Source organism: Leptospira venezuelensis (genome assembly GCF_002150035.1).
Lineage (GTDB): Bacteria > Spirochaetota > Leptospiria > Leptospirales > Leptospiraceae > Leptospira_B > Leptospira_B venezuelensis.
Map to the genome: position 1 here is coordinate 374,631 of NZ_NETS01000011.1, position 12,653 is coordinate 387,283.

Annotated in this window: 9 protein-coding genes; 1 reads left to right on the forward strand and 8 read right to left on the reverse strand. The window is 39.6% G+C overall.

Features of this window, described 5'->3' with window-relative positions; translation table 11 throughout:
• From B1C82_RS18015 to hisD, 6 genes are read right to left on the reverse strand one after another with little or no spacing between them, the layout of a single operon-like run.
• Positions 1-2,946, reverse strand: a complete 2,946-nt coding sequence (locus B1C82_RS18015) for an LPS-assembly protein LptD (protein ID WP_086448971.1) — start codon at positions 2,944-2,946, stop codon at positions 1-3.
• 29 nt (positions 2,947-2,975) lie between these two features.
• Positions 2,976-3,821 (reverse strand): undecaprenyl-diphosphate phosphatase, encoded by an 846-nt coding sequence (locus B1C82_RS18020; protein WP_086448972.1) that lies wholly within the window; start codon positions 3,819-3,821, stop codon positions 2,976-2,978.
• Positions 3,822-3,842: 21 nt separating this feature from the next.
• Positions 3,843-4,583 carry a lipoprotein LipL31 gene (locus tag B1C82_RS18025; protein WP_086449348.1) on the reverse strand — a complete coding sequence of 247 codons (741 nt, stop codon included), beginning with the start codon at positions 4,581-4,583 and terminating at the stop codon, positions 3,843-3,845.
• 50 nt (positions 4,584-4,633) lie between these two features.
• Entirely contained in the window at positions 4,634-8,071 is a 3,438-nt protein-coding gene (mfd, locus tag B1C82_RS18030; protein ID WP_086448973.1) for a transcription-repair coupling factor, read from the reverse strand.
• A 6-nt stretch (positions 8,072-8,077) separates the two neighbouring features.
• A complete protein-coding gene (gene panC, locus B1C82_RS20755) occupies positions 8,078-8,929 on the reverse strand; it encodes a pantoate--beta-alanine ligase (RefSeq protein ID WP_086448974.1) in 852 nt (283 codons plus the stop codon).
• Entirely contained in the window at positions 8,926-10,218 is a 1,293-nt protein-coding gene (gene hisD, locus B1C82_RS18040) for a histidinol dehydrogenase (protein ID WP_086448975.1), read from the reverse strand. The genes panC and hisD overlap by 4 nt, the downstream gene beginning before the upstream one ends.
• 65 nt (positions 10,219-10,283) lie before the next feature.
• Here hisD and B1C82_RS18045 point away from each other — a divergent pair, with 65 nt between their 5' ends.
• Positions 10,284-11,057, forward strand: a complete 774-nt coding sequence (locus B1C82_RS18045; protein ID WP_086448976.1) for an exodeoxyribonuclease III — start codon at positions 10,284-10,286, stop codon at positions 11,055-11,057.
• 2 nt (positions 11,058-11,059) lie between these two features.
• On the opposite strand, the gene B1C82_RS18050 is transcribed toward B1C82_RS18045, so the two are convergent.
• Positions 11,060-11,428, reverse strand: coding sequence for a hypothetical protein (locus B1C82_RS18050; protein ID WP_199775788.1), 369 nt, complete (start codon positions 11,426-11,428; stop codon positions 11,060-11,062).
• Between the two features lie 145 nt (positions 11,429-11,573).
• Complete coding sequence (locus B1C82_RS18055) at positions 11,574-12,563, reverse strand: diguanylate cyclase (RefSeq protein ID WP_199775787.1); 990 nt, start codon at positions 12,561-12,563, stop codon at positions 11,574-11,576.
• Between the last annotated feature and the right edge of the window lie 90 nt (positions 12,564-12,653).

Here is a 12,653-nt window from a genome sequence, read left to right on the forward strand (position 1 = left end):
CTATTCTGACTCAACTCCTTCTGTATAACCTGTCTTAAGAGGACGTTTTCTAAATCTAAATAGACGGATTCTAGATAGCTGGGAAGAATCTTCCTGACCCAAACTGAAATCCGTTAAAGATATGGAGAAGAAAATGGACTGGTCGTAAAAGGTAACCTGACTCGCTCCAGTAGTTCCCCCCGGCACGGACCTAAGATCACTACTTAGACCTAATCTGAAATTCATAGTATGCAGATTATATTTTAAAACTGCCATTGCGCGGTTTACGTTCATAGCTGTTGTTTGTCTTGCCTGGGTCCCATTGATCCCGGAACCATTGATAATATCCTGACCAATATTCGTATGGTTCATATTCATCGAAGTAAAAGGTGAAGTTGGATCCGTATTCAAAATATATCTTTGGTAATAATAATTGTCCGTTTGGTTGGTATATCTCCAAGGTTCAGTAACCCTTGAATCTATTTCCGCCTCAAACCCAAACTCTCTCGTAATATCAATACTTGCCTTAGCATAGATCCGATAATTATCCATCATGGAAGCATAATATATATGATACCAAGTTCCACCCACTTCCAACTCACGGATATATCTTAAAAACGGAAGTCTAAATCCGCCCATCTTATAAGAGAGGGTGAAGTTATTAGACAAAGGACGATGCAGAGGTGTATGATACACAAAATCGTTATTAAAGAATATACCTGTATAAAAACTTCTTTTCCTCTCCAGAAGAGTTCTTTTTCTTTTGCTGAACCCATCCAGGAAATCTATATAACCTGCGAAACGGAATACTGTATAATACCATCTCTCCTGGCTTGTAGGCTGAGGCTGGTATTCATCCGAAAATGTTCTAAGATCTCGAATGGTCTTAAGGGAAATTTCAAAATTCTCGAGAGCATAACTTTCCAAAGAAAGTTCCAGCTCATGCTGACGATTTTTCATTAGAATTGGATCCTGTAATTCAGGCTTCTCCGCTTCTAACTTACGATATGTAGTATTAAAAAATAGGACCGGAGCACCAATTCTTAAGTTGGTGTTTGTTCTAAAATATTGGTAACTATCCCTTGATAAACTTCTTTCTAAAGAAGTAAAGTTCGTTGAAACAGTGTCAGCATTTCCCGCAGGTAATTGAGCTGATTGTTTTTTAGCACCATAATATACGCTTGGAGCCAAGGACACATAACTTCCAAAATTCATAGAAGTCCTAAATCCAGTCTCACCCTGTAAGAAGTTTTGAGTCCTTAGAAGATTATCCTTATAGTCTCCATTCGGATTATCATAACTTCCATCGGAGGTAGGTATTTTCAATTTTTCTTGGGTAGGAACTCCGTAAAATCTCATCAATGTATTCGTTAAATACACGTCCCAATAAACTGGAGTTTCAAAATAAGGAAGCCTAGTAATCTCAGAACTATTCTTGATCGTAACGGATGGAAGAACATCCACTGTAGGAAAATAGCCAGACTTAGTGAGAGGAGAAAGGTTATAGAAGAGCATATTCCTCTTCATGTTGATATTAACGGAAAGATCTCCCCTATTCTCTGTATAATCTAATTTCCATTCTAAATTATTACGAACGTATCCATAACGAACATCTCTGAACGTATATAATGATTGTAAACTGTTACTTGGCTGGTATCTATTCCCGTATTCGTATTCGAATAAACGATTTGTAAAGTTCTCATATTGAACCGATAGGTTTCGGGTAACGTCCTTTTCCGTATTATTCATCTTGGAATTTAGGAATATTCTACCCTTCCACCAAGGATCTCTATCTTCTCCAATATTAGGGATATTGGTCCCCCAATAATTCCCCTTATCAACTTGATTAGTAACAGCACTTGTTCCTAAACCGTAATTAGCGAATCTATCCTCAAAACCAGAAGTAATCTGGTAGGCCTTATGATTTGCAAAACCTATATCTATCAAATAGTTTAGATTATTACTTTGCCTCCACATTTCCAACTGGAAGGCTTGTCCTGTCTTTTCGTAGAAGTCTGCTCTGGCCTTATAACCCATTGGTGTCCAGGCAAAAGTCGGGATAGTAGACCACTGCAATGAGTTTTGGACGAATAAACCTTGTGTATTATTCTTACCAGCTTGTGTGGTCCAACCGTTCCCCAAGTTATTATTATAGAAGAATGGAAGCCAAAATACTGTTGTACCTCCTACCTGGAATCGAACGTTAGTTCCGACAACCGTCCTATCTTGGTAAAGAACAACCTTATCCACTTTGAAAGAATAGTGAGGCTTCTCTGCATTACATGTTGTGAAGTATCCTATCTCCAACATATATCGCTTATCATCTAATTTTTTGATTTTTTCTCCGAAGAAGTAAGCAGGTGCAATCGCACCCTTGGTATTATAAACAACACCCTTATCTAATCGATAATCATAGATAAATTTATCACCAGTGATTTTAGCTCGACCATCTTCAAATTTGATCCCGCCCTCAGCATATACTTCTTGGCGATCTGAATCCACAGAGATAGTTTCTGCTTCCAGAGTTCCTGATCTAAGTTTGATACGAACTCTACCTCTTAAAACTAAAACACCACCCTTAGTCTGGTCCACTCTCATGAGTTCACCTTCTGCGGCGTTCTCGATTACCATCGGAAGATCCTTTTTAGATGTTCCGGCTAACGCGGCGAGGTCAGGCTTATTATCTTCCTTCTCGCCCAAAGCAGCTTTTAATCTTTTACGTCTGGTATAGATGGAACCTTCTCTGGAAAGACCTAAGTTTTCCAGCTGTTCATCCACTTCTCTTTCGCTAAGTAGTTCAACGGATTTATTTAAAAGACGGTTTCTGGTCTTAACAACTGACCTTTGGGTATCGTCTTCGGAGTTCGAATCAGCCCCAGAACCCCTAGGGCCTAGGTCGACCGGCTGCCCCCATAGTAAGGTGGGCAAAAAAAGTAAAAATAGACAATTTCGGATCCAGGGGCGCATTCCGATCTAAGCCACACTATTGTGTCGGGTCAGCCCTGCATCACTAATTTGTAGAGGGAAAGCACGGAGATCCCAAGAAGTATCCGATACCAGCCAAACCCTGTAAATGAATGGGTTTGAAGGTATTTTAGGAACCATTTGATCACGAAAAAACAAAGTAGAAAAGAAAGAACAAAACCTAAACTTAAGATCGGCAGATTCTCCAAATTTAGCACCGCTCTATGTTTGAACAATTTATAAGCCCCTGCCAAGAATAAAACAGGCACCGCAACGAAGAATGAGAACTCAGCTGAACTTCTGGTATCCTTTCCTAAAAATCTAGCTGTCACAATCGTAGCCCCCGATCTGGAAACTCCCGGAATCAGGGCCAAACATTGGAAGATTCCGATTAGGATTGCGTCCTTTGTTCCGATAGGCTGACTTGTTTTGATCTTCTCTCTCTTCTGGAACCAGTACTCCGAAGCTAAGATCAGAATTCCTCCAACAAGCCAAGCTCCTCCCAAAATCGCTAAGATATCCTCTCTTGATTTGATTTTATCTAAAAATCCTCTGAATAAAAATCCAGCGAACATAATAGGCAGAAATCCGATCGTTACTCTGATTAAGAAAAGGAATCCTTCCTTGTTCTCTTCTTTGCGAAGAAGGTAACGTACTGCTGATCTTCCCTGTTCTGAGAACTTCTTTCGATACAAAACAAGCACAGACAGGATCGCTCCACTCTGAATGAATATATCGAATAAGTCGTCAAAATCCGCTCCCTCCGTAAAAGGATAGAAGGAAGAGAATAAGAAAAGGTGTCCTGTGGAGGACACCGGTAAGAATTCCGTAATCGCTTCAATTACGCTACGGAAGATTGCGTTTAGATATGAATTCAAATCGTTGAAAAATTTCTTTTTTTACTTAGTAGCTTCTGGCTCCGGTGTAGGAGCAGTTGCCTCAGGAGCTTTGGTCTCCTCAGCTTTAGGAGCTTCTTCTTTACTTAATTCAGGGAAGCTAAATTCTTTATCTAGATATTTTTCAAGATCGAACTTATCGTTATGTTTGATAGCGACAGTTTCTTTAATTCTATCCAGAACAGATTTATAAACTTCTTCTGATTTTCTGCCTTTGATCTGAGCTCGTGCCGCATCATAACACTGCTCTAGAGTTAAAGACTCAGCTTGTTTGTATTTAGTGCGAAGCTCTTGGCAACCTTGGTTTAACTCTTGCTCAGTGATCTTAATTCTAGATTCGATCTGTTCAGCGACATACATTCCGTAGATCAACTGCATCTCTTGGAACTTTAAGATTTCTTTAATATCAGTTCTTTTGCTGAAACCACTTTTGTCAGCAGCAGCTTTAACGACCATCATCTCATGATAACGATCAAAAAACTTTCTTTTTCTAAATTCGTTTCTGAGTTGTAAGAAACTTTGAGGAACTTTGCTTTCTTCTTCTGTTAAAAATTTAATGACGTTCTTTTTTTCGATGTTTTGAGTGCGGCTCAAAGTATCCAGAGCTGTATCAAAAGCGCTTTCAAAACCGGCAGTAGTTAACTTATTGCCGTCGATAGACTCGATGACCGGAGTCCCATCTCCGCAATATGCAAAAGAGAAAAAAGATAAGAGTAAAGTGAGGGAAATATATAGCCGTTTCATCTGTGTTGGAATTCCTACGCAAAAAATAGGAGAACCGGGCCTGGCGTCCATTACTTTTTGTCGGGTAACATTTCCGTTAAGAAGTACACAAGTTTCACAAGTTTGTCTTTTTGGTTAGCTTTCCCGGGAACATATAAAAGAACATTTGGTTCTCTTGGATTCATGGTAAGACCCATCCGAGCCGAAATCAAGTTTACGATTTTGTCATAACTACCTAAGAAATGTGTTCCTAATTTTAAGCGGATTTCCTCCCCTAACTCAGATACAGATTCAAATCCTAATACAGATGCTAAGGTCCTTATCTTTTCTAACATTAAGAAAGTTTTTGCCTCTTCAGGAGGTTCACCGAAACGGTCCGTCATTTCCTGAGTGACTTCTTCTATTTCGTCCAAATCTCTTGCGCCTTCGAATCGTTTGTAAAATTCTATTTTCTGTCTTGTGTCAGGAATATAAGATTCAGGAATGAAGAAGTTAGAATCCAAATTGATTGCGGTCCTTACTTCAATTTTGACTTCTTCACCTTTGATCCTTGCAATTGCTTCTTCTAACATCTGAACATACAGATCGAAGCCAACTTCCATGATATCGCCTGATTGTTCTTTACCTAAAAGATTTCCTGCGCCTCGGATTTCCAAGTCGCGCATTGCAACCTTGAATCCGGAACCTAGTTCCTGGTATTCGTAGATAGTATTCAGACGTTTTTCTGCATCTTCAGTCACGACCCTGTCTTTAGGAAGAAGAAGATATGCAAATGCTTTACGGTCACTTCTTCCAACCCTGCCTCGGATCTGATACAACTGAGAAAGTCCGAATAGATCCGCTCTTTTTACGATCAGAGTATTCACATTTGGGATATCTATCCCGGACTCAATGATGGTAGTTGTGACCAAAATATCAAATTTACGTGCGTAAAAATCTACAAGAGTTTCTTCGATCTCGTCTTCCGTCATCTGTCCGTGAAGAACTCCGATGGCAGCCTCCGGTACGATTTCGTTTAATCTTTTAGTCTCTTGTTCAATGGATTCAACTCTATTATAAAGATAGAACACTTGTCCTTCTCTAGCAAGTTCAGTGCGAATTGCATCTCTTAGGACTTCTTCGTCCTCTTCAATCACATATGTTTCCACACTTTGTCTATTCTTAGGAGGAGTTGCGATAATAGAAAGTTCTCTGATCCCGGTCAAAGCCATATGAAGAGTCCGAGGGATCGGAGTCGCAGTCAAAGTTAGAACATCCACTAGGTTTTTGATCTTCTTAATGGACTCCTTATGGTTCACTCCGAATCTTTGTTCCTCATCTATAATTAGAAGTCCTAGGTTTTTAGGTTGTACTGAATTTGCTAAAACCGCATGGGTTCCTATGAGCATATCCACTTTTCCAGAAGCGAAACGTTTCAGAACATCACGAGTTTCCGCCGCAGTTCTAAGACGAGAAACTAACTCCACAGTAATAGGATAGTTCTCAAATCTCTTCTTCATATTATTATAATGTTGTAAGGCAAGAATTGTAGTAGGAGCAAGCATTAGGATTTGCTTACCAGCCATTGCTACCTTGAAAGCAGCACGGATCGCAACCTCTGTTTTTCCGTAACCGACATCTCCGCAGATCAAACGGTCCATTGGTTTTATCGATTCAAGATCCTTCTTAACGGCTTCGATCGCTTCTATCTGATCTGGAGTTTCCTCATATTCAAATTCTGCCTCAAATTCTTCCTGATATATTGTATCAGGAGGGAAAGCATACCCTTGTAGTTTGATCCTATTGGAATACATATGGACCAGATCTTCCGCAAGACCCTCGACAGCCTTTTGGACTCTGTCCTTCGTTTTTTTCCAAGTGCTTTTGCCAAGGCTATCTAATCTTGGTCTTTCTGTTCCACCTACAAACCTTTGGACTAAGGAAATTTGATCCAAAGGAACAAATAACGTATCTCCGCCATAATATTCTAATTTTAGAAAGTCCCTTTCCTTTCCGCCAGCGTTGACTCTTTCTATTTTAAGAAATTTTCCAACTCCGTGATTTACGTGAACTACAAAGTCCCCTTCTTTCAAGTCTAGAAAACTTTGGATGGCTTTGCTATTTTGTTTTTTGAATCTAGTTTTACGTTTATATTCTCTTCCGAATACATCGTTTTCGGATAAGAACAGAAGTTTCTCTTCTTCCCATAAGAATCCGTTCCGTATTTCGGAAACTGCTAAATACACTTCTTCCTTAGATTTATTAGGAAGAAGAATGGGCTCAGGCTCAGAAGTTTCTTGGTTTAATAAACGAATTCCTTCCGACTCAAAAAGTCCCAAAAGTCTTTGTGTCTGCGCTTCAAAAGAAGAAGTGAGAATGATCTTCCATCCACCTTCCGCTTTCAATTCTTTCAGTTTTTCACGAACTTCTCTGATTTTTCCCTTAAAAGATGGAGCTTGGTGCAAAGGACAAACCAGATCTTCCGCTTTGCTTGGCGGAAGTTGTGTAAATTTGATACCATTAAGATTTTCTAAAATTTCGGATTCTTCTTTATCTCTCAACAGGAAAGAAGGAGGTGCACATAAGATCTCTTTGTTTCTTTTTTCATAAAGAGCGTCATATTCTCTCAATAGATGAGAATATCTTTCTTTAGCTCCATTTGGATCGGGAAAAACCAAACCCGGCTTCGATTTAAAAAAAGATAATATTCCTTTATTCTCCCGGACCATTGGGATCAATTCTTCGTAATAGGTCCCGCCTGCATCATCCGGAATTTCTGGCAAATGAAGGGATTTATCTGCGTTTGTGATTAGATTTCTGTATGCTTGCTTTTGGGAATCGGTCAGAATGAATTCATCTGCAGGAAGAAGAAAAGCTTCTTCCAAATTTTCTAACGATCTTTGGGTTTCAGGATCGAATGTACGAATGGACTCTACTTCATCGCCGAAAAAATCGATCCGAATAGGATCAGCGGAGAAGGAGGAAAATACATCTAAGATTCCACCCTTCAAGCTAAACTCACCGAAAGCCTGACACATATCTACTCTATGATAGCCAAGTCGGACAAGCTCTCTCATCAAATTTTCTGGTTGGATCTCTTGGCCTAATTTAACAGACAAAGATCTTTCCATAAGCGCGGACGCTTCCGGAAGAGTTTTCAAAAAACCGGAAACAGAAGTGAATACTAAAACTTTTTCTCCGGATAAGATTCGAGCGAGTGCTTGTATCCGTTCTCTTTTCATTTCCTGAGGATAACGCATATACTCATAAGGTAAAACTTCCTGACCAGGAAGATAACAAACAAGTTCGGGCTCTAAATAACTTAAGGATTCTCTATATAAAAACTCAGATTCTGTATTTGTAGGAGAGATTACAATTTTCGAATTTTTCTGAGCCTGAAAGATAACGGAAGATAGAAGTGAATGAACTGAATTGGGGACGGAAGAAATTTTTGTATTCTCTTTTACAGAAGAGAATAAATCTTCCAAAGATTTTTTCCAATCGGATTGAGTGGAAACAGACTTAGCCATAGTAAATTAAGATACCTTTATGGTTAGATTATCGATCAATCTTACCTGCCCCAAAAAGGCAGCAACAGCGAGTAGGATTTCTCCTTTCAGTATAGGAATTTCCTCTAATGTGTTCGCATCCAAAATTTCCAGATAATCCGTTTGTATTTTCGAAGAAGAATCCAAAACATCTTTCATCACAGTTAGAATTTCTGCAGGATCTTTTTCACCTTGTCGAATCAGGCTTTCTCCCAGCCTCAGAGCTCGGATTAATAATAATGCTTCTTCTTTTTCTGGTCCAGTCAAACGAGCATTCCTAGAACTAAGCGCCAACCCTTCTGGGGAGCGAACTGTTTCAACTCCTATAACCTCCATTGGAAAACCAAGCGCTCGAACAAAATCCTTTACGACCAAATATTGTTGGTAATCCTTCTTACCAAAATAAGAACGATCCGCTGGAATTGTATGGAATAAACGAGAAAGAACGAGAAGGACACCTTCAAAATGACCTGGCCTAGTAGTTGCATCCAGATTTTTCATTAGATGAGGAATACGTAATTCTACTTTCGGAATTCCACCTGGATACATTGTATCCTTATCCGGCAAAAATACCAAGTCTACCTTAGATGATTTACAAATTTCTAAATCACCTTCCGTATTGATCGGATATTTTGCATAATCTTCTGGATCGTTAAACTGTGCGGGATTCACAAAAATAGAAACTACTGTTTTGGAATTTTCGGAAGCAGAACGAACAAATAGATTCGAATGTCCTTCATGCAAAAAGCCCATAGTGGGAGCAAAACCTACTGAAAGTTTTTCGGACTTCCAGGAGAGTATTTGATTTCTGACTTCGTTTGGATCCTTAGATACGATCATGGTTTGCCGTTTTGGGAAAGACGTACTTTTACAGAATTTCCATGTTCCTCATCCAAACCTTCGAATTCGGAGAGAACTTTTACATATGGATATAATTTTTCTAAAGAGTCCCTGGTTACTTCTTGATAGGTCACTCTTTTTAAGAATGTAAGGACCCCTAAGGAAGAAAAGATCCTGCTCCCACCTGCAGTCGGAAGAATATGATTTGTCCCGCTGATATAATCTCCCATGGCAACAGGGGAATAAGGCCCTAAGAACACTGATCCTGCATGCGTAATCTTTTTAAATAATTCCTGATAATTTTGGGTTTGGATCTCCAAATGTTCAGGAGCATAAAGATTAGAAAAATTCACACATTCTTCTAAATTAGGAAAAACTAATATCCAACTTTCATTTTCTATTGAGGCTCTTTTGATGGCTTCTCGTTTAGGTCTTTCTTTTAGAGCCTTATCAATTTCGTCCGAAACTTTTTTAGCAAATTCTAAAGAGTCAGTGCAAAGTATCGCCGCTGAATCTTCTCCATGTTCCGCTTGTGAAAGTAAATCTGCAGCAACCCAGTTCGGATTTGCGAATTTATCTGCAATTACAAGAACTTCGCTTGGACCAGCTGGGCTGTCTATTCCAATCACACCTTGTCCGCTTAATAAAACTTTTGCAGCGGTTACAAATTTATTGCCAGGCCCAATCACAAATTCGGAACGAGGAATTGTTTCAGTTCCGAAAGAGGCAGCAGCAATTCCTTGAGCGCCGCCCACTGTTACGATTGAATCTGCACCCGCGATTTTAGCTGCGGCATATAATCCGTCAGGGATACCTTCTTTTTGAGGAGGAGTTACTATCTGAATGTGTTTCACTCCTGCGATCTTAGCAGGGATTACTCCCATCAAAATAGTAGAAGGATAAAGAGCCTTTCCGCCAGGAGCATATACAGTAACTGATTCTATTGGAGTATAACGTATTCCTAATGTATTGCCGGAGACTTTTACATCCAGATCTTTAGGCATCTGAGCCTTGTGGAATATTTCAATATTCTCTTTTGCTTTTTCTAATGCGGCAACAAGCTCTGGGTCTGCTTTTCCCTTCCATTCAGAGACCGGATAAACCAATTTTTCAGGTTTGAGGCCGTCAAATTTTTGAGTGAGTTCATAAACAGCTTTATCCCCACCTTCTTTCACTTGGTCCAAAATCGGACGTACCAGGGCCAAAGTGTCATTTAGATCCTGCTTTGCTCTCTGGAGAATGGGTTCAAAGGAAAAATCCTTGCCTATTTCCCTGATACGAATGCTCATACGGACATTTTTTTTCTTTGCCCGGACTTAGCATCCCGAAAATCCTGGGAACTCTTTGAACGCCTATGAAAGTTTTCTGCCTGAACTGCAATGGAATCCGATCCGCCTCTAGTAAGGGTCTCACAGACCTGATCTCCTCCGAAAAACCCGATTTTGTATGTTTCCAAGAAACAAAAGCTCAGCCGGACCAGCTTGACTCCGAACTTTGGGAAGCTCTTGGATATAAAGCATTCTTCCATTCTGCCGTTAAAAAAGGTTATTCTGGAGTCTCTCTTTGGAGCAAACAGGAACCTAAAAAAGTAACCTATGGTTTGGGCCTAGACGAATTCGATAAAGAAGGAAGAAGTGTCCTAGCCGAATTTGATTCATACGCGATCTGGACTGTCTACTTTCCTTCCGGGACTACAGGTGACGTGAGACAAGCCGCCAAGATGAGATTCTTGGAAGAATTCCTAAAAATTTCAGCAAAGTTAAAAAAGAAACATTCCAATATCATCCTCTGTGGGGATGTGAATATCGCTCATACTGAAAAGGATATTCATGATCCAAAAGGAAATGCTAAAAATAGCGGCTTCCTTCCGGAAGAAAGAGCTTGGGTGACTCAATTTCTTTCCACAGGTTGGGTGGACAGTTTTAGAGAACTATATCCTGATAAACAGGAATATACCTGGTGGACTTTTAGAGCCGGAGCGAGAGGAAATAATAAAGGTTGGAGGATCGATTACTTTTTTGTAACGCCTGAGCTTAAAACCAAACTCAAAAAACTCACAGTGAAAAAGGACCCTATCCTATCAGATCATGCCGCGATGATCTTAGAATTAGATCTTCCTAAAAAGTAGAATTACCTCTTAGGAAGTGTAAGATCAATCTTTGGAAGATTCTTTTTTAGGAATTCCGAAAGTTCAGACTCGAATACTAAAACGGTATCGGTAATCCTTTCAGAGGATTTGGATTTCACCACTTTCTTATCCAAAAGTTTTCCAGAGAATAATAATGGTTCCTTCCAAAAAGGGACACGTATTTCTATCACAGCATTGCTTCCCTCCGGATCCGGATGAAAACGATCCAAGGTAAAGCTAAGAGCTGTACCTTGGATTCCTTCCCAAGTCGCTTGGAAATCTCCGGAAGAAGAATGCACCTGCACTGGAACCTTTACGGTCTCAAAAAACCTGTTTTTGAATTCCTGTACTATTTTATCCAATATAGCCATATCTATCTCTATCTATCGTTTATTAACAAATGAGACTTAGTGCAATGCAAACAAATTTCCAATTTTAGGAAAAAAATACGGGAGAATCGTACCATTATCTAAAAAAATGAAGAAATAAGACCTTGGTATTACTTAGACCCAAGGTTTAATCTTTGAAGACTATGCTTTTATTTCTTCCGTCTTCTTTGGCTTTATAGAGAGCTTTGTCTGCTTCTTCCAAAAACTTTTTGCTCTCTTTGTCTTTTCCAGACATCCGAGTACTGATCCCTATACTCACAGAAACGAATTCAGAAGTTTGAGAAGCATCATGAGGGATTTTCAGTTCTTGGACACGTTTTCTGATATTTTCAGCAACTATCATCGCCTTATCTGAATCAGTCTCAGGAAGGATAACTGCAAATTCTTCTCCACCATAACGAGCTGGGAAATCCCCCGCTCTTCTTGCAGTATTTTTCAGAACATTAGCAACCTGACGGATACATTCATCACCAGCTTGGTGGCCATACGTATCATTATACTTTTTGAAAAAATCTATATCTAATAAAAGTAAGGAGATCGGTTTTTCAGAGCGGCATGCTCTCTTCCATTCTACTTCTAAGATCTCATCAAAAAATCTTCTGTTCCAAATTCCAGAAAGGCCATCTGTTCTGGAAACTCTAAGCAAAGTTTGGTAAGCTTCTGAAAGTTTATCTGTGATCTCTTCAAGGTCTCTTTCTCTTTGTTTTCTTTGGAGCATCTCATGACGAAGCCTCAAAGTAGATCGAACCCTCGCTCTTAGCTCATGGGCATCAAAAGGTTTTGTAACGTAATCAATTGCACCTAATTCAAATGCGGATTCCAAGGTTTGGGTATCATGGATTGCAGTGATTATAATAACTGGTAAGTCTGAAAATTCTTCCTTCGAACTTAATGTGCGAAGAATATCCAGACCATTCATTCCACCTGGAAGAAGAATGTCTAAAAGTAGAAGTGAGATATCTTTTTTGTTTTCCGGATTTCCTTGTAAGCCTAACCATTCCAAGGCAGTCTCTGGAGATTGGGTGGAAATCACATCACCATATCCTGCTTTCTTAAGGATCCTTTCTACGAGCAGGCAGTTTTCCGGAGCATCGTCCAGAATAAGAATTTTGTCCAATTCGCCAATCGCTGCGGATGATTCGCTTTTTTCTTTCGTTGGTCCGAACATTTTAACTGGTTCAATTCATCCGACGAGTCTTTTGCATTA

Bases quoted from the DNA above. Each gene is read 5' to 3' on its own strand.
- B1C82_RS18015 (WP_086448971.1), bottom strand. From the start codon at position 2,946: ATGCGCCCCTGGATCCGAAATTGTCTATTTTTACTTTTTTTGCCCACC.
- B1C82_RS18025 (WP_086449348.1), bottom strand. From the start codon at position 4,583: ATGAAACGGCTATATATTTCCCTCACTTTACTCTTATCTTTTTTCTCT.
- mfd (WP_086448973.1), bottom strand. From the start codon at position 8,071: ATGGCTAAGTCTGTTTCCACTCAATCCGATTGGAAAAAATCTTTGGAA.
- panC (WP_086448974.1), bottom strand. From the start codon at position 8,929: ATGATCGTATCTAAGGATCCAAACGAAGTCAGAAATCAAATACTCTCC.
- hisD (WP_086448975.1), bottom strand. From the start codon at position 10,218: ATGAGCATTCGTATCAGGGAAATAGGCAAGGATTTTTCCTTTGAACCC.
- B1C82_RS18045 (WP_086448976.1), top strand. From the start codon at position 10,284: ATGAAAGTTTTCTGCCTGAACTGCAATGGAATCCGATCCGCCTCTAGT.
- B1C82_RS18050 (WP_199775788.1), bottom strand. From the start codon at position 11,428: ATGGCTATATTGGATAAAATAGTACAGGAATTCAAAAACAGGTTTTTT.